Annotated in this window: 1 protein-coding gene; it reads left to right on the top strand. The window is 40.6% G+C overall.

Features of this window, described 5'->3' with window-relative positions; translation table 11 throughout:
• Nucleotides 1-64: 64 nt before the first annotated feature.
• Nucleotides 65-901, top strand: an 837-nt coding sequence (locus AC1DWB_RS36235) for a hypothetical protein (RefSeq protein ID WP_477545883.1), incomplete at its 3' end; no start/stop codon positions are given.

The raw sequence follows: 901 nt of genomic DNA, 5'->3' as shown, positions 1-901 counted from the left end.
GTTAAATCTCGGTTACATCGCGCGCGAAAAAAATTGTCCCTTTTATTAAAGGAGGATGTGGCAAATGGACATATCTAAGGGGGAAGCGAATGCTTTAAAGGAGGAACCGTTCAGAAATGCTACATTCTCCAAAGAACTTGCCGCACAAATTAAAACAAAGGTTCACTCCCATCGAAGAAAAAGTACGAATAAATGGGTTTACTGGGTAAGTGTCGGTGTATTAGGCATGGTCTTGATTGGATACAGTGTATGGAGCGACGCTTTTAAACTCAATTTAACTATACCTGAAGAGGCTCAGCGAAACATTTATACTACTCCTATCATGGATAAGATGTTGAATACAATGGATCACTTCGACACGGTACAAGGGCGTTATTATGTATCGGAGAACGGCGAACAAGACAGTTATGAATTTGAAATTGACAAGAAGTTTCCTGGTGCTCATGTCGTACACAGGCTCAATGGAAAGGTATACACACAGATTTCAGATGGAGAATACCTGCTCCAATTCAGCGAGACGCCTAGCGGAAGAACATTCAGTAAAAATAAATTACTACCTGTGACGCCTATACCGCCGAATCAGCCAAGATTTTATCGTGACGAGAAAGGTCAGAATTATTGGGTACCGAGAAAAGATCCTTCAATGGTCGATAATTATGTTCCCATGATATTTCCACAGAATTATGCATTTTGGACCGTGGATACACAAACTATGAAGCCGAATTACATAGAGAAAGGTATGACAAAGATTGTAGGACGCAACGCTCTGGTAATCGAAGGAAAACTTGATGACTATATGAGCAAGAAGCAGAATGCTTCCAGATATAAGTATTGGGTAGATACGCAAACTGGCGTGTTGTTGAAAATGCACTTAGTCAGCGATAATGGGGATGTAGTGTAT

The sequence above is a fragment of the Paenibacillus sp. P4_E11 genome, assembly GCF_056401635.1.
The sequence above is the reverse complement of the archived record's forward strand: the minus strand, read 5'-3'. Positions and strand labels throughout refer to the sequence as shown.